Here is a 16227-nt window from a genome sequence, read left to right as displayed (position 1 = left end):
TGCTTTCCTCCTAATCAATAATTACTGCACGACGAGCTCCTCAGCGAGCGGGCTTTGTCCGACAATGTTATTCGAGCTGTCCCAAATGAATACTTTGACTTTATAATTCGTGACTTCAGCTGGAAGCGTAAATCCAGCGCCTAAAGTTCTTGTTTCTCCAGGCTTAAGCTCCGCAACCGCAGAGGCAAAATCAATCATCGCATTGTCTGCATTATACAGAACAAACCATAACGTCAGCTGTTTATCTGCCCCCGTTGTGTTGACGACTTTCTTTTCGGCATAGATATCCTTTGAAGGCTCTAGCGTATGTACAAGATTTCCGTTCAAATCAAGGATCGCACCTTGCCCTGCCCAGAATATGTAAGCAATCGTGTAACTGGCTTTATTGGTATTACCAGCTAAATCGACGGTAGAGACTTCTATTGCGTTATTCCCCTCTTGTAAAGTTAATGGATATGAGAAAAACGCATCTGCTTGCTGATAAACAGAATCGACAACACTTTCGCCATTTAATTTAATGGTAAATCTCGCTGCTTTACTTAATGATCCTGTAAGCGTATAGACGGCATCTCTAACTGTGGCAGGAGGCGTTGCAATCCGAATATCGGGAATCATACTGTCCTGATTGATTGTGGCATCGATACGATCGAAGAACGTTGATTTATCACGTTTTGCATAAACTTCAAATAAATTGGCACCGGGTACCAGGTTTACATGCAGTTCGAAGTTGCCTCCGTTAATAAATCCGTTGTTCGGAAGCGTAATAGGCGTTTTATTTTGATACACCGATAAATAGACACTCTCGCTAACTGAACCTGTTAATGCATACGATGATGTGTTGACCCATTCCGTCACTGGATCCAGCTTCAATCCCGTTGTGGCTCTTTCTACCATTGCAAAATAGCCGGCGTTCTGTGACAGATCGAAATTGGCGTAATCATTATAGCCCAGCAGCACGGACGAACCTGCAGCAAAACTCTTTTTATAAATATTGAATGTGTATCCCGACGTCGCGCCTGTCATCTTAATCACATCACCGGTGTTGGTCCAATCGGTCAGCCATGCGGGCAGGATTGCATTTTTATCTATTGCCACATAGACGGTCGTTTTGTCCTTCGCATTGAAGCCGATGATCTGATTTTGCACGGCACCATCAGCGCCCAAAGGGTATCTCATCACGTCCTTGTGCGTGGTAACGATTCGTTCCATGCTTGCGTATTTACTAGGAATTTCTGAGAACTGGATTAAGGTATTATCTGTAAATGGATAGTCTCCTATCGTCGAACCCGCTTGCAGTCTCCACATATATCCATAATAATTCGCATAGGACGTGAGTTCCCCAACCACGCTTGTATCCGGTGTCGGGAGCGGTGTTGTTGCATAAGGCGTACCATCAAATTCCGTTATTGTACTTTCAAAATCTCTTGGCACGCCATTGTTGTATACACCTGATTCATCGCGCGTAACAACAGATAAGCCTAACGTATACGGTTGACCATTTACTAATGGTGTAGATGCGGATTTCGCAATGTCGTAATAGGCGTTAATATCCGAAGCCGGAATAAGATTGGTTCCCGTATAATCTTTATACAAGGTTGTTGCATTCCCGATCGGCCTCCAGTCCGTCTGTCCTTTCAGCTTAATGCGAAGCCGGTACTTTGATGCATAAGCATAGTGCTCCGATGTCCACATGACGCGCGAGTTACGCGATCCGGAAGTAACGATTTTCGGTGCCGGTGGCTTTGGCATGAAGGGTGAATGAGTCACTCTAACGCCTCGAATCCAAAGATCCCCGGAAGTGCCGGGCGCTGCAATAACCAATCTCCTGAGATTATAGATGGGGAGACTTTTGTTCATATTGTTGCGGGCTTGCACAATATTCCCATCGTAGTACAAGCTGTATTTTTGGGAAACTGTATTAAAATCCAAGCGAATGGTATGCCATTCTCCTAGCTCATACGCACCTAACGAACCTGAAGGCGCTGTAGATAAAAGGTAGCCCAACCCTTTGCTCGCCGTCACACCTGCTCCAACCAGGAACGTCGTGCCGGATGTTGGAAAAAACTGAATGATGCGATCATCCTTTTTCGTACCGGTTTGCATGAAGGTAATTTCCGTAGAAATTGTTCCTGTGTAAGGCTCTCCGAAGGTCTTGCTGATTTGAAATTCATTTCTTAACGCTCCATCCGTAACAATACCATTTGCTTTCAGATGAAGAGCTCGAGTCCCTGTATAGGGATCTGCTTCAATGACGGCCGAAGCCGAGCCTGACGTATAGGAGGAGTAGTCGAAACCAAGATCGGAACCTGTTAATCCTAGAGGCGTGGTAGTAAAGTCTTTATCAAAAACCGAAACGGGTTCATAAGTATTATCCGTGACTGAAGAACTTCCGCTTTCCGCTGATACCGTTGGAACGTTATCAGGGCAGATCATAAGCACATTGAAAAGCAACGCTAAGATTAACACTAGCGAAATCTGATTACCCTTTTTACGCAAGAGAATCGACACCTCCATGGCATATTTTCGATTGGCCAGTCTAAGAACATTTTTCCTTACGAGTTGGACAATGAGCGGGCAATCATCACCCCCTTCACAGAAAATAGGAATGGCATATAGGTGGATCAGCAGTTTCCAACCGCGCGCGGTGTCGCCGACGCATGGCGGCGGTCAAAACCTCACGAAACCTTAGTTGCTTTGGTAACGTTTTCATGAAACTCGGAAGTATATGTACGAGGTAATAACTAAGAAGGGGCTTCTACTTTCATTAAAGATACTCTATTTATTGAAATTAATAATGGGGGATTCCATCCATAATCATAGACGATTCGATCAAAAAGAGAGCTAGCTGGAAAGATGTTTCAGAGGGTACTTTTGACAACCCAGTATTGGCCAAGATCTCCTCTATGTTGCACTTTGTGCAGCATAGAGGCCTCGAATCGGCGGCTGCCGCCTTCTACGTTGTACTCTGTGCAACGATTTGGGCAGGATAGCGCAGTTTTCGCGCTATTTGGGTTGGACTCATTGTACTTTGTGCAATGAAGATGGGGGTGGTGGGGTTAAAAGCTGTTTTATGTTGTACAGAGTACAACATAAAACAAGGGGCGAGGGTCCGTGGCGCAGGCGGGCGCGGAGTAGATTGGTTACTTGGCGCAAGGCGGGCATGCAGAGCAGATTGCTCACTTGGTGCGAGGCGGGCGGGCTGAGCGGATTGGTCACTTGACGCGAGGCAGTCACACCGAGAAGATTCGTCACTTGGTGCGAGTCCGGCGGGCGGAGCAGGCAGGGGAACTGGAGTTCGCTATTCGGAGAAAAACGAGCATTTTTCCATCTGAGCGGAACTACAAGGTCTTATTTTTCCGCCATAGCCCGTTTTTCAGCTGAAACCAGCGAAATAGAGGCCTGTAGTTCCCCTCGGCTGTGAATAACATGCCCTTTCCGAGAAATAAGGGACTGTAGTTCCCACACAGTTCAATCATTCAACCTTACGGGGAATCATTAACCGCACTCTCGTGCCTTTTCCCATTTCAGAGAGAATATCCAGTTTGCCCCCGATACTTTTCGCTCTCTCCTCCATGCTAAAAAGGCCGACGCCTTTAGAATTCCGTCCTCTTTCGAAGCCTTTTCCCTTATCCGAGATTTCCACTTCTACAGCCGATTCCTTCTCGTGTACGAGCACACTAGCTTCTGACACATCCGCGTATTTCGCAATGTTGGTAAGGGCCTCCTGAATAACTCTATAGATCGTAGTCTCCTCTAGGGCTCCTAATCGCTTACGCAAATTGCTATCCAGTTTCACTCGAATGCCATAGTGATCCGTGTAGTTTTCGATATGCGTGCGAATCGCAGGAACAACGCCTAGATCATCCAAAACGGATGGCCGAATTTTCCACGCCAGACTGCGCACCTCTTCGATGATGGCTGAGACATTTTGCCGGAGATGCCCTATCTCGGATTCCGGTTCATCTCCAATGAGCCGGTCCATTTGGATCAACAAAGAGAACAGGCTTTGCCCAATGCCATCATGCAATTCTCGCGAGAATTTCCTGCGTTCCTCCTCTTGAATCTGCATGACCTGTGACATCATCAACTGCAGTTCTTCCTCTACCCGCTTCAATTGCGTTACTTCATTACGGATCGCTAAGTATTGATAAGCCCGGCCTTGATCATCCACAAAAGGGACAATCGTCGTATCGACCCAATAGAATGTACCATCTTTGGCTCTATTTTTGATTTCTCCGTGCCAGACTTTGCCTGCAGAAATCGTTGCCCATAAATCCGCCATGAACGCTTTATCATGATAACCGGAATTAATAATCCGATGGTCTTTGCCAAGGAGTTCGGACCTGTCGTATTGCGAGATTTTACAAAACTTATCATTGACATAAAGAATCTTGCCTTTGGCATCCGTACCAGCAACGATGGAAGATTCATCAAGAGCAAACTTCACATCAGATAGCTGCTTGAGGGATTGTTTCAAGTCCTGCAATAGCTCGGATTCCAGCATATGATCCTTATTCAAAGTTCAACAACCCCTTTTTAGCCGCATATTTCACTAATTCCGGGCGTGTTTTTAACCCTAACTTTTCCATCACATTGCTTTTATGAGATTCCACCGTCTTTACACTAATCACCAATTGCTCAGCAATCTCTTTATTGGAAAAACCTTTCGCAATACGCCCTAGAACTTCCTTTTCACGCTCGGAAAGCGATTCATACGGGCCGACATTCTCCCCGCTCTTCATGCGTTCCATATATTCGTTCATCAGCCTTTTGGTTGCTGTCGGATATAAGTATGCATTTCCTGCCGCAACAGAGCGAATGGCTGTCAATAATTCTTCATGAGGTGCGCTTTTCAAAATATAACCGGACGCACCGACATGTATAGCCCTGAACAAGTACTCATCGTCATCATGCATTGTAAGAATCAAAATCGCCATGTCCGGCATCAATTGCTTTAATTTTTCAGTCGCAGTAAGTCCGTCCATACCTGGAGGCATGCTTAGATCCATTAACACGACATCCGGCATAAGCATCCGGGCGGCCTGAATGCCTTCTTCACCAGCGGCGGCTTCGCCGACCACTTCCATATCATGCTTGCCGTTTAGCAGCATAACAAGCCCCGATCTTACGATGGCATGGTCATCCACAACCAGAATCTTTAGCATTTGCTTCCCCCTTTCAGCGGCAATTCCGCGGTTTAAGCTTCCATTTCATTTCTTTTCCCATCATAGCAAAAAAAACCTCATCCAGAAACGCCATTCATCGCGAGGCTTCTTTCCAAGGTCCCTCTATATAGTCCGCTAACCTTTCGAGGTTTTCCAGAATGGCTTTAATCTCGTTTTCTTCATAGCCCTGATCCGTGCGTCTTCCGATAAAAAGCAGTCCCTTCATCCCCGTTGAAGTAGAAGGACCCGTTATGAGCGGGAATGCGGCAGCAGTCTGCAATTGCTCGGCAAGCATGACGGGGCATTCGCGCCTTTCTTGCGCTGCTCTCGGATTGGCCGCATCGAGTTTAACCCATCTGCCCAGCCGCAAGGCTGCGCCCGCGAGCCCTTCCCCCATTTTTATGACCATTTGCTGACAGCGATCATTTTTGTTGCCCAATATGTACATCCAACGCCTACGCGCTGGTTGATCAACGAAAGGAGCCAATGCGACGAAATCGCTTGACGTCATATCTCGAAGTCGTGTTAAATCATCCATGATGTTCACTTGACCGGCTGCCATTATACCACTTCCAATCTTTATGAATCCGTACGAAATCGCTTCTACTATCATTGTAGACGGTTCCATCTTACTTGTCTGTCAGGGAAAACCCTGATTTCGGTATCAGGAAATAAGTTCATAAATCAGTGAATCTCCTGATAAACAAAAGTGTTAAAAAAGACTATCATGAAGATAGCCAAAACCGTGGAGGAGCTGATCCACTATGATGAAATTTTTCTCTGAGACTAATTTAGATAGATTGAAAAACGCTATGCAAATGAAGATGGCCAAAAAAGGCGAGTACCTGTTCTGGGAAGGTGAACCGGCAGACCGATTATTCTACGTCTTCCAAGGCGGAGTCCGCATCACCAAAACATCAGAAACAGGCAAAAACCTCATCTTGCATATGCATCAAACGGGTGACTTATTCGGGCAAATAGACCCCTTTCAGAATTCCGTGCAAAACTTCAGTGCCGAAGTTACCGCTGACTGCAAAGTTGGGGTCATTATGCGCAAAGACCTGGAGGACCTGCTGCAGCAGCAGCACAGTGATCTGGCTATTGAATTCATGAAATGGATGGGGCTCATGCACCGGATGACCGAAACCAAATTTCGCGATTTAATGATGTATGGGAAGCCCGGGGCGCTTTGTTCTTTGTTAATAAGACTTAGTAACTCCTATGGGGTTCCTTCAGGCGAGCATACCTTGATCAATTATAAGCTTAGCAACACAGAAATGGCGGATATGATTGGTTCTACACGCGAAGGTGTCAACAGGATGTTAAGCGAAATGAGGAAAGAAGATGCGATTACCTATCGCAATGGTCAAATTGTTATTAAAAATGTTGACTACCTGCGAAATATTTGTCATTGTGAAAACTGTCCGTTAGAAATATGCAGAATGTAATAGCTCCAATCTCCTCGCCACATTTCTCCTATGAAAAGAAGGATTCCAGATCCATTAGCACCCTATCCGTTAAAGGCAAAACAAACTGTTCTTCCATGGTGAGATGATCATTTAATATCAAGCACGCCTGCAAGAGGTATGAGGCCGTTTCGGTTAACTGCTTTTTATTGAAAATAGGCGTTATATCAACGACGGCCTCCTTGAACGAATGAAGAAATGAAACACCCAATTGATGATCTTTTTCCAGGACCCAAAAGGATGGCATGATCGTAGGCGTTTGCTGACTATGAAAGTAGTTGATCAGGAATGGGTACAGCTCCTGTTCTTCCCACGCGGCATGCCTCTCCAGCTCCTCCTCGAAATGCGCTGCCTTCAGTCTTAAATCCTGAATAATGTGCATGCCTTCCGCCGTATCATCAATCCAGCTCACTTCTTTGGCACTCGCTTCGAGACTCCGTAATTGTCTTCGCAATTGTTCATGTTCATCGGCCAAACGATCCGTTGCATAAGCAAGTTTGGCTGGATTTGAAGACGCGAGTCCGATAGGGCGACTTTCCACATTAACCTTCATGTCTGATCCCTCCCAAAGTATTTATATGAAAGCACCTGATCTTCTCTCCATCTATGAGCGGAAGAACAGGCGCTTTGCTGAATTTGTTCATTTGATTCTACCCTCATGTTATCTGAGCTTAAATGTGAAATGAAATCTGTTAACGATCTTATCGAACCATTTGTGCAGATACGGTAAGATCAAGTGATCTACCCCAAATTTCCCGGCATTGGCACCAGCGGCAAAGACAATGAAACCAAGCAGCACTAACCAAGGATTCGTGCTAACTGTTCCTGCGAACATATACATGAAGTTCATGATTAGTCCGAAGAAAATCGCTGTTGTTGTCAGAGCCCCCAACAGAAGCCCCAAACCAACCAATAATTCTCCCCAAGGAATGACTACATTGAAGATGCCAACGTGTGGGAGCGCGAAGTTTTTCAAGAAAGCTACAAAGTTGCCATAGACTAAATCCGTTGTACCTGTCTCAAGAACCGGCTTCGCGATGGCACCTTTCAAGTAGCCTGTAGCGTCAAATGCCTTTTCGCCGGTTATTTTGTGCCATCCGGCTACCATCCATGCCCACCCTACATACAACCGAACAAGTGTCAATAACATTGCTGCGTACTTATTCTCTCTGAGCCACTTCATCATCCGAACCATCTCCTTTTTCTTTTATGCTTTTATTGTAGCTTTTAGCAAAAGAGATGTATGTGATAAAAATCACATGCTCATCGATTTCAAAAGAAAAAGGCATGATCCCATTGATCACGCCTTCTTCTTCAATCCAATCTAATTTTCAACGGATTATTTGACCCCGGTATACACGAAAGCACGAATAATATGTCTTTGTGCAAAAAAGAAGGCAATGAGAATTGGCGTTACCAGAATCATATTCCCTGCCATAAGTACGTTCCAATTCGCGACCCCTTCTTCTTCCCGGATCTTGGCAATCCCTAGAGGCAGCGTCCGCGCAACATCATCTGTCGTCATAACAAGCGGCCAGAAATAATCGTTCCAATGCGCGATAAAGCTGAACAAAGCAAAGGTCGCCAGCACAGGCTTCGCCATAGGCACCATTAATTTGATAATAATTTGCCACTCTTTGGCACTATCGAGCCGCGCTGCTTCAATCAATTCTTCCTGTACTTGTTTAAACGATTGACGCAGGAGGAAAATGCCGAAGGCGCTGGATGCGAAGGGAAGAATAAGCGCAAAATGCGTATTCAACAGCTTCCATGCACTCAACTGCAAATAAACAGGCAAGAAAATTAATTGCGACGGGATCATTAAGGTCACCATCACCATGCCGAACAAAATGCCCGACGCTTTAAACTTATAACGAGCAAAGGCATAAGCCGCGGGAATAATCGTAAGCATCTGCAAAACGAGAATACTGATCGAGATGATGATACTGTTCGAAATATAATGCAAGAACGGGCCTGATCCCCAAGCTTTGGCGTAATTGCTCCAAATAAACTGTTTTGGGATCCAATTCGGCGGAAAAATCATCGTTTCAGGCAGCGTTTTAAGAGAAGTAGAGAGCATCCATATGAATGGCATTGCAAAAATGAGGACTAACGCAATCATGCCAATCACGCTAATTGCACGGGTTATATATTGAAGTATTTTTGATGCAATTTCTTCTTTGCTGTTTACATATAACAACGTGCGATCCGCTTCCATGATCTGTTCAGCTTTCAATGGAGTCACTTCCTTTTATTGATAATGTACGCGTTTGGACATCAGTTTAAAGTAGATGATGGTTAACACGCCGACAATGAACAGCAGGATGACTCCCGCCGCAGAGGCGTAACCAATTTTAAAGAACCGGAAACCGTATTCGTATATGTAATAAACAAGGGTATTCGTTGTGTTAACCGGCCCACCTTGCGTCATGATCGCGATCGTCTCGAAAACCTGAAAAGATCCAATCATATTGATGATCACGAGGAAAAAGATGGTAGGCGAAAGCATCGGAAGGACCAACTTGTAAAAAGTCGTCCAAGGTTTGGACCGATCCAGTGCTGCCGCTTCGTAGATGTCCTTCGGAATGCTTTGCAATCCGGCGATAAATACCAAGGTATTGTAGCCAAGCCCCTTCCAGACGGCGACGATAACTAACGAAATCAGAGATGTCTTTTGCGAGGAGAGCCAGGCGAGCTTGGCAAAGCCGAATAAACCGATAAACCAGTTTAATAAACCATACTGCGGGTCCATCACCCATGCCCAGATCATGGAAATGGATACCCAAGAAACGATATGCGGACTAAAGATCGCTCCTTGCACAAAGCTTTGAAACACACCCGTTTTATTCAGCCAAAGCGCCAAAATTAAGGAAAGTCCAATGATGAACGTAACCGTTAAAATGGTATAGATGGACGTGTTATTTATTACTTGTATAAATTCTTTTTCCGTTAAGAGATCCGTAAAGTTCTGCATCCCGACAAAGTTCTTGTTAGGGCTAATAAAATTCCAATCATACACACTCAGATACATCATATAAAGGATCGGATAGATAAAAAACAACGAAAACACGGTAATGGCTGGAGCCACCATGGCGTACGGACGCAGTTTTCCCCATATGGTCATATTAAACACCGCCGCCAGCAACAAGGATTTTCTCACGTTGGACATATCTGGATATGTCGCGAATTCTTTGGCCCTCTAAGTCAAAATAGTAAAGCTGATCATATGGAATCATTACTTGAATATGATCATTCGTTTCCAGAGCGGTAAGGAAGGTTTTGACGAAAAACGTCCCCATGTGGGAATCGATCTGATAAATATTTTCCGCTCCCAGGCTTTCTCTGGTAATAATTTCACCCTCCATAACAAACCCCTCTGTGCGATCCTTCGGAGACATCACCACATGTTCAGCCCGGAAGCCGATATACCCGATCTCCGAAGCTGCCTCTACCTTTAACCCGTGAACATGGCCATAATCAAAAATATTCATAGCCGGGGTACCGATAAACTGTGCTGTGAAAACATTCACCGGATCGTTATAAAGCTTCAAAGGCGAGTCCGACTGCTGAATAACTCCTTTGTTCATAACGACGATCTCATCGCCCATCGACATGGCTTCCACTTGATCGTGGGTTACGTAAACAAATGTGCTGCCCAGCCTTTTATGAAGCTGAATCAACTCCGTTCTCATCTGGTTGCGCAGCTTGGCGTCCAGATTGGAGAGCGGCTCATCCAAAATAAATACCTTTGGTTTCTTGACCATCGCCCGGGCTAACGCCACCCTCTGACGCTGCCCCCCGGATAAGTTTTGCGGCTTTTTGTCCAGATGAGGCGTTAACGCCACGATTTCACAGATATCGCGGATCAAGGTTTCCCGCTCCATTTTGGGAACTTTTCTGTTCTTGAGCCCGAATTCGATATTTTCACGTACGGTCATGGTTGGATATAACGCGTAGTTTTGAAAAACCATGGCGACATCCCTAAGCCCAGGCTGCGTATCATTTACACATTTGTCGCCGATCCATATTTGTCCTTCGGTCTGTTTTTCAAGTCCTGCAATCATGCGCAGGGTTGTTGATTTGCCGCAGCCGGATGGGCCGACAAGCACGGTAAACGACCCATCTTTGATCGTCAGATTCAGACCGCTGATAATCGTATCGTCTTTATATTTTTTGCCAATATTGACTAGTTGGATCTTGGCCATACGTTCATCTCCTTACCAGGATTACTTGCTCAACAATTTATTCGCTTTTTCCGCAGCCTCGTTCATGGCATCTTGCGGTTTGACATCTTTTTCAAGGATGGCTTTCGTCATAGCATCAATGATCGTTTTTGAAACTTCAGCGTAGGCATTCGCGTTCGGACGCATGACGGCATACTGCAATTGATCGGAAGCTACTTTGTATTGCGGGAACTCTTTGTAGTAGTTTTGCAGTTCATCGCTTTGCAAAGCAGACAGACGGTTAGGCAGGTATCCCACATATTTATGCTGATAGATCGTGTTTTCTTTGGATGTCATGAACTTCACAAACTCCCAAGTCGCTTCTTTTTCAGCATCATTCTGCTTGGACGTGATGGCCAGTTGGCATCCGCCCGTTGGAACGCCATACGATTTATTAGCAGGCATAAAGTCGGTTGCCATTACGAAGTTATTTCCTTTCGCAACCTCTAAGCTTGCTGAAACCCCTGCCGTAGATCCGATTTTGAAAGCGGAAATTTGGTTGGTCCAATCTTTCTCCGCGTCAGCACCTGCTGTCTTTCCTACCGTAAACTTGATCAAACCGTCATCGGACATCTTCTTCCAAAACTCTACAGGTGCAACGCCTTCAGGGGAGTTGAATGCAGCTTTTTTCCCGTCCTCGCTTAGTACCTTACCACCGCTTTGAGCAACAAGCGCCTCGTATTCCCAAACGCCAACGGCCATCGTCATCGGTGTCTTCCCTTTTGCTTTCAGAACCCGGGAATATTCCTCCAGTTCCTTCCAGTTTTTCGGACCGGCAGGGTCCAAACCGGCATCTTTTAACATCGTGACATTTTTGTAAAAGATCGGGGTGCTTCTCATAAATGGAATCCCATACAGCTTGCCATCGATATACGCATTCCCCATAAGACCAGGGTTAAAATCCTTAATATTAACTTGTGCCTCATCCCTTGCTGCAAGAGGAGTCAAATCTACAAGCATCCCTGAGCGGGCGAAAATCCCGGTAGAGGCAATCTCGAGGTCAAAAACGGCAGGTGCGTTCCCAGCAGCGAATGCCGCTTGCACTTTCGCATGAAGATCATCGTAGTTGCCTTGGTTTGCTTGCTGAACTTCAATTTTGTTCTGTGATTCATTAAACTTTTTCACCAGGTTTTGTTTGGCTTCTTCAATTTTTCCACCGTTAGCCGTCCAATATTTAATGACGATTTTGCCTTGTGGAGAAGAAGCCGTATTGGCTGAACCCGAAGCAGCCTTGTCTCCCGCACTACCTGTTCCGCATGCTGAAAGCATAATGACTGAACTTACCGCAAGAATCGATACTAATTTTTTCTTAAACATTTGTAGTTCCTCCCAATTTTTTAGTATGAATCCAAAAAGAAAGAAGCCTAAATCAACCGCCGACTTCAAGTCGGCCGCTAATCAGGCTTCTCCACTACTCCAACCTACATCTATTTACTTGTCTGGCTTCATCATAATCGCCCAGTATTAAATGAGTGTTAAGTGGTTATTAATATTATGAAAATTATTCCATTAGCCAATATTCCGAATAATGTTTTCTTCTGTGGTATAGATCTCTCGCCATAAATCCGTTTTGGAGGCAGATACCGCCGTTGCACCATGTTTAAAGCCATCCATAACCTGACTTCGTTCGTACACCAAACCGCCTGTAATAATGGGAAGGGTCGTGAACTTCTTAATCTCTCCTATCATCTGAGGAATTCGTGCCGGCATGACTTCAATGATGTCCGGCTCCACTTGAGCAAGACTTTTGAAAATGTTCTCCACGCCTTCCGTATCAACCAGGAAGAAGCGTTGAATGGCCAGCAAGCCCATTTTTTTCGCTGTTTTTACAACATTCGTTTTCGTCGTAATAATGCCGGTAGGTTTAATCACTTTGGCCAAGTAGTCCATACCATAAGCGTCGGTACTTAAACCTCCTATTTTCTCCAAGTGCAGAAAAACAGGCAGCTGGTGTTTATTAAACAAATCCACATAACCTTTGATGACGCCGATATGGCCGGTTAAGAGAAATACACCGCTTAATTGGTGTTTAAGAGATAAGGCAATTTCGATTTGTTTTGGCTCCTTGATGGAAGCCACCATACGGTGCGTGCTTAATCTTTCAAAAAACATTCCGCCTTCATCCTGCTTAAGCTTTTTCATCCATCAAGACCTCCCCTGATCAGAAACTATCGTTGTTCCGCCTCTATTCGCAAAGAGATGATGCACTCCCGTTCTGAATCTGTCCCACGTGCGCTGGCATTATGTCTAAAATGATTCATATTGTTATATAACATCTCAACATTCCCAGTCAGGGCCGCATCCGTAAAATCAATCGCCGAAATACGAATTTCATCTTGCTCAACGTCCACAATTCGCAGACCATGCTGATCAAGACAAGCAGATAGTTGAACAAACGTCCAATTATTTTGCTTAACAATAGAATCAATGTGCGTATGCCCGTTAAAATAGATCCCTACGCCTTCTTTCTTGCTTAGGATCTTCCACATATCGATGCTTGGGTGAATGGAACCTTTATCTTTATCGGAATTGGTTGTCGTGTTATGTACCGGATGATGAGCAAAAACCAAAACTGGTTTCGTCCCCGATGCCGTTATGACCTCTTCAAACCATGTCAATTGCTCTTCGTCGACCGAGCCTCCCCAATCCTCAAAATCCATTTCTTTAGCGGTATCCAGGAATACAAGGATGGCTTTCTCATTTTCTACAGCGTGATAGCGAGGTTGTCCCGTTATTTCGAGAACTTCCCTTCTTGTTTGAGCATACAGATCATGGTTACCTAAAGCATGGTAGAACGTTCTATCACTTTCTCGCAGCAGCGCATATACTTCACGAAGCTCCGAGGAATGCCCGTAATTCGTCAAATCTCCCAGTGAAATATGAGCGTCACCTTCCAATTCCAAAAAACGTCCCAGTAAAGTTTCATAGAATCCATTCCGTGCTTCTAACCAACCAGGAATTGTTTCATCAATTTCGTGATAATGCAAATCTCCCATTACGACTAGCTTCATAAAGATCGCTCCTTCTTTCACTAAAATTTGATGTCATCTATCATCATCATAGTTAGCTTGTATTAAATTGATTAACTATTTCATATATTAATTTTGTAAATATTTGACTTGAATTTTATCCTTGACAACAGAGTGCTTTGTAGTAATATTGAACGTAATCGAATAGGTTGATTTTTCTTATCAAGAGTAGGTGGAGGGACTAGCCCGATGATACCCGGCAACCGACAATCCTTTGTTAGCAAAGGAATGCACGGTGCTAATTCTTGCGGAGACGCTGTGTTAGGCTAGCGAATCTGGGAGATAAGAGCGAGGCGATGACTTTGAATTCCTATGACCTTTCTCTGTTTCCGGAGAAGGTCATTTTTGCTTTTTCGAGCTATTACACTTGTTTAAGGATGTGACAAGATGTCAATCACAATGAATGAGAGAATGACGACGATTGAAACCGCCCAGACTTGCCAGGATCGCCCCCCTCTTCAAATCGCTTTCCTGCAAGCAACAGTCAAGATTACCCGAATAGAATGTTTTCGATATGACCTTGACCACGAACTTATCGCTAAGCTGCAGCTTGGGGACGGAGTTGATACAATCTATGGACTTCTTGCAATCTCCACGGATACGGGAGCTGTTGGCATCAAGGAATTTGCAATCCCTTCTGAAAGCCTGAAGTGCGATTTGACTACGTGGGTTGCTCTTTTCCAGCGGATAAAAGGGCTGACTTTGACCGAAAGTATGAACTATACACAATTAAAACAAGAATCATGGGGACCCTTGAGAAAAGAGTTAATGGAGTCCGCCTTACAGGATCTTATTGAAAAAAAAGAGCCTATCTCGCTAACAAACAAGAATCAAAAATATATGTTGGATCGGGCTTACTTATACAATCATTCACAATCGTATATCTCCTTTTAAACACATATGAACATTGAAAAAATACTTAAGTTAGATTGAAGCCTCATTAGAAAGGAGTTCATCTTCTTGTCAGATACCGCCAAATCAAACAAAACCGGCCATCTATGGCTCATAACAGCTGTAGCTTTGGGAACGCTGCTTAACCCATTGAACACGACCATGATTTCCGTCGCTTTTTCCAGGCTGCAGGAAGAGTTTCATGTCACGTATGCCTCGATTTCCTGGCTCATCGCAACCTACTATGTGGCTAGTGCGGTCGCACAGCCCGTCATGGGGAAGGTCGGCGATTTATTCGGCCGCAAAAAAATCTTCATGCTCGGACTCGCCCTCATCACCGTCTCCTCCATGCTGGCGCCACTTTCAACGAGCTTTGGCTGGCTGATGACGTTTCGTGTCATTCAAGCGATCGGCAGCTCCGCCCTATTCCCCAATGGCATGGGCATCATCCGCTCGGTCATCACGACGAATCAAGCGAGAGCGCTAAGTGTCATGTCGGTGTTCTCCTCCACCTCGGCGGCTCTAGGTCCATCGCTCGGAGGATTTTTGATCCAATATAGCGACTGGCCGTCTATTTTTCTCATTAATTTTCCGTTTATCGTCGTATCATTCGTACTCGCTCTCCGAATGATGCCTAAGGATGCACCCCGGAAGCAGGCAGGTGCAGGTTCTCTGGACATAACAGGCATCGTCTTTTTTACTGCGCTGATCTTTAGCTGGCTGTTCTTTTTCCTATCGTTCAAATCCGGGGTCAACTGGCTGTTGCTCCTGCTTAGTCTGGTGCTCAGCGTAGGCTTTTACTGGTATGAAGCCAAACGAAAGCAGCCGTTTATTGATGTCCTGTTTCTAAAACGGAATGTCGATGTTTGCTTCGTTTATTTGCAATTCATTTTAGTCAATATTGTGTTCTATTCAATTATGTTTGGGATCCCTTCGTATTTGCAGCAGGTGCGGCATTACAATGGGCAAGAAGTAGGATTAATCATGCTGTCCATTTCAGGCTTCGGCATCCTCGTCACCCCCCTTGTGGGCAGGTGGATTGACCGTTCCGGTTCGCGAACTCCGCTGCTCGTCGGTACGTTATTCGTTGTGGCTGGAACCTCCATGCTGTTAACGATTCATGACAGCTCTACTGCGGTTTGGATTTTTATCTGCTTATCTGTGCTTGGCATCAGCAACGGGTTTCAGAATCTCGGACTGCAAACAGCCCTGTATTCTTACGTTACGACGGCAGAGACCGGCATTGCCTCGGGTATGTTCATGACTTCTCGTTTTATGGGAACCATATTATCTTCGAGCTTGCTCGGAACGGTTTTCAGCACGCAAATCACGACTGCGCACTTTCACAGTTTGATCATCGGGTGCGTGATCATCAGCGTGCTGATGCTTTTATTGTCCCTTCGTATGTTTCTTAGAGCGAGAAGCGGTACGGAGCAAGTACAGTCGTAATAAG

At 45.1% G+C, this 16227-nt stretch carries 17 protein-coding genes and 1 riboswitch; of the genes, 4 read left to right on the top strand and 13 right to left on the bottom strand.

Going from position 1 to position 16227, the window contains the following annotated elements; all coding sequences use genetic code 11:
* Window positions 1-21: 21 nt before the first annotated feature.
* The gene (locus tag PCH02S_RS21350) at window positions 22-2496 is read right to left on the bottom strand and encodes an FxLYD domain-containing protein (RefSeq protein ID WP_127455971.1); all 2475 of its coding nucleotides are present in this window, start codon (window positions 2494-2496) and stop codon (window positions 22-24) included.
* Window positions 2497-3144: 648 nt separating this feature from the next.
* Here PCH02S_RS21350 and PCH02S_RS21345 point away from each other — a divergent pair.
* On the top strand, window positions 3145-3381 hold the full coding sequence (locus PCH02S_RS21345; RefSeq protein WP_127455970.1) for a hypothetical protein: 237 nt from the start codon (window positions 3145-3147) through the stop codon (window positions 3379-3381).
* Window positions 3382-3472: 91 nt separating this feature from the next.
* Here PCH02S_RS21345 and PCH02S_RS21340 read toward each other — a convergent pair whose 3' ends face one another.
* The 3 genes from PCH02S_RS21340 to PCH02S_RS21330 all read right to left on the bottom strand — a co-directional run bounded on the left by PCH02S_RS21340 (window position 3473) and on the right by PCH02S_RS21330 (window position 5727).
* A complete protein-coding gene (locus PCH02S_RS21340; RefSeq protein ID WP_127455988.1) occupies window positions 3473-4504 on the bottom strand; it encodes a PAS domain-containing sensor histidine kinase in 1032 nt (343 codons plus the stop codon).
* A gap of 7 nt (window positions 4505-4511) precedes the next feature.
* Window positions 4512-5165 carry a response regulator transcription factor gene (locus PCH02S_RS21335; RefSeq protein ID WP_127455969.1) on the bottom strand — a complete coding sequence of 218 codons (654 nt, stop codon included), beginning with the start codon at window positions 5163-5165 and terminating at the stop codon, window positions 4512-4514.
* Between the two features lie 94 nt (window positions 5166-5259).
* The gene (locus tag PCH02S_RS21330; protein ID WP_127455968.1) at window positions 5260-5727 is read right to left on the bottom strand and encodes a GAF domain-containing protein; all 468 of its coding nucleotides are present in this window, start codon (window positions 5725-5727) and stop codon (window positions 5260-5262) included.
* 202 nt (window positions 5728-5929) lie between these two features.
* Between PCH02S_RS21330 and PCH02S_RS21325 the strand changes: the two genes are divergently transcribed.
* A complete protein-coding gene (locus tag PCH02S_RS21325; RefSeq protein WP_127455967.1) occupies window positions 5930-6613 on the top strand; it encodes a Crp/Fnr family transcriptional regulator in 684 nt (227 codons plus the stop codon).
* A 28-nt stretch (window positions 6614-6641) separates the two neighbouring features.
* On the opposite strand, the gene PCH02S_RS21320 is transcribed toward PCH02S_RS21325, so the two are convergent.
* The 9 genes from PCH02S_RS21320 to PCH02S_RS21285 all read right to left on the bottom strand — a co-directional run bounded on the left by PCH02S_RS21320 (window position 6642) and on the right by PCH02S_RS21285 (window position 13865).
* Window positions 6642-7184 (bottom strand): hemerythrin domain-containing protein, encoded by a 543-nt coding sequence (locus PCH02S_RS21320; RefSeq protein WP_127455966.1) that lies wholly within the window; start codon window positions 7182-7184, stop codon window positions 6642-6644.
* A 108-nt stretch (window positions 7185-7292) separates the two neighbouring features.
* Window positions 7293-7817, bottom strand: coding sequence for a DoxX family membrane protein (locus PCH02S_RS21315; protein ID WP_174806805.1), 525 nt, complete (start codon window positions 7815-7817; stop codon window positions 7293-7295).
* A complete protein-coding gene (locus PCH02S_RS35795) occupies window positions 7792-7935 on the bottom strand; it encodes a hypothetical protein (protein WP_157319419.1) in 144 nt (47 codons plus the stop codon). The genes PCH02S_RS21315 and PCH02S_RS35795 overlap by 26 nt, the downstream gene beginning before the upstream one ends.
* A gap of 35 nt (window positions 7936-7970) precedes the next feature.
* Window positions 7971-8753 (bottom strand): carbohydrate ABC transporter permease, encoded by a 783-nt coding sequence (locus PCH02S_RS21310; RefSeq protein WP_246069194.1) that lies wholly within the window; start codon window positions 8751-8753, stop codon window positions 7971-7973.
* A gap of 129 nt (window positions 8754-8882) precedes the next feature.
* Window positions 8883-9755, bottom strand: coding sequence for a carbohydrate ABC transporter permease (locus PCH02S_RS21305; RefSeq protein ID WP_127455965.1), 873 nt, complete (start codon window positions 9753-9755; stop codon window positions 8883-8885).
* A 1-nt stretch (window position 9756) separates the two neighbouring features.
* Window positions 9757-10836, bottom strand: a complete 1080-nt coding sequence (locus tag PCH02S_RS21300) for an ABC transporter ATP-binding protein (protein WP_127455964.1) — start codon at window positions 10834-10836, stop codon at window positions 9757-9759.
* 21 nt (window positions 10837-10857) lie between these two features.
* The gene (locus tag PCH02S_RS21295; RefSeq protein ID WP_127455963.1) at window positions 10858-12171 is read right to left on the bottom strand and encodes an ABC transporter substrate-binding protein; all 1314 of its coding nucleotides are present in this window, start codon (window positions 12169-12171) and stop codon (window positions 10858-10860) included.
* A 192-nt stretch (window positions 12172-12363) separates the two neighbouring features.
* Window positions 12364-12996, bottom strand: a complete 633-nt coding sequence (locus PCH02S_RS21290) for a glycerol-3-phosphate responsive antiterminator (RefSeq protein WP_127455962.1) — start codon at window positions 12994-12996, stop codon at window positions 12364-12366.
* A 26-nt stretch (window positions 12997-13022) separates the two neighbouring features.
* The gene (locus PCH02S_RS21285) at window positions 13023-13865 is read right to left on the bottom strand and encodes a metallophosphoesterase family protein (RefSeq protein WP_127455961.1); all 843 of its coding nucleotides are present in this window, start codon (window positions 13863-13865) and stop codon (window positions 13023-13025) included.
* Between the two features lie 174 nt (window positions 13866-14039).
* Window positions 14040-14172, top strand: a riboswitch (SAM riboswitch).
* Between the two features lie 98 nt (window positions 14173-14270).
* Between PCH02S_RS21285 and PCH02S_RS21280 the strand changes: the two genes are divergently transcribed.
* Together PCH02S_RS21280 and PCH02S_RS21275 are read left to right on the top strand one after the other, a co-directional pair.
* Window positions 14271-14777, top strand: a complete 507-nt coding sequence (locus tag PCH02S_RS21280) for a hypothetical protein (RefSeq protein ID WP_127455960.1) — start codon at window positions 14271-14273, stop codon at window positions 14775-14777.
* Window positions 14778-14843: 66 nt separating this feature from the next.
* Window positions 14844-16223 (top strand): MFS transporter, encoded by a 1380-nt coding sequence (locus tag PCH02S_RS21275; protein ID WP_127455959.1) that lies wholly within the window; start codon window positions 14844-14846, stop codon window positions 16221-16223.
* Window positions 16224-16227: the final 4 nt, after the last annotated feature.

Source organism: Paenibacillus chondroitinus NBRC 15376 (genome assembly GCF_004000765.1).
Classification (GTDB): Bacteria; Bacillota; Bacilli; order Paenibacillales; family NBRC-103111; genus Paenibacillus_E; species Paenibacillus_E chondroitinus.
Note: the sequence above shows the minus strand (reverse complement) of the source record. Positions and strands in the feature narration are given on the sequence as shown.